Raw genomic sequence first — 433 nt, 5'->3', positions numbered from 1 at the left:
GTAACGCGAGGTATCCGCAACCCCATAGGCATCAGCTAAACCCACAGAGTAATTCTGCAAATAGCCGCGTGCCCGTTGATTTAATTGCATAGCTCTTCCCTTTGCTCTATCCAATCATTACAGATAGTTAAAATTCTTGTTTTTATTGCCTTTCGGATTTCTATTCGGCAATGGTGTTGCAATCTTATTCAGCTTGCCGAAGTTCGTTAAAATCGTACCGATATTGTCACGTAAGCGAGCAAACTCTTCGGTGTCTACGACTTCTTTCACTGTTTCGACATCTTCCTGAACCGCTTCCACTTCCTGCTCTGTAGATGCCTGCGCGGTTTCCAGTGTCGCCACGCGAGCTTCCAAATCTGCGACGGCCTGAGCCAGTGCCTGCAACGCATCGTCACCGGATGGTTCGGTCGTGGTCTCTTCCTGTTCTTCAATA

General features: G+C 47.8%; 1 pseudogene. It reads right to left on the bottom strand.

The features are described from left to right. Window positions 1-117: 117 nt before the first annotated feature. Window positions 118-433, bottom strand: a pseudogene (locus AAC854_RS23170) (GPO family capsid scaffolding protein); the annotation flags it as partial.

The organism is Xenorhabdus entomophaga, from assembly GCF_037996725.1.
GTDB classification, from domain to species: Bacteria; Pseudomonadota; Gammaproteobacteria; order Enterobacterales; family Enterobacteriaceae; genus Xenorhabdus; species Xenorhabdus khoisanae.
The sequence above is the reverse complement of the archived record's forward strand: the minus strand, read 5'-3'. Positions and strand labels throughout refer to the sequence as shown.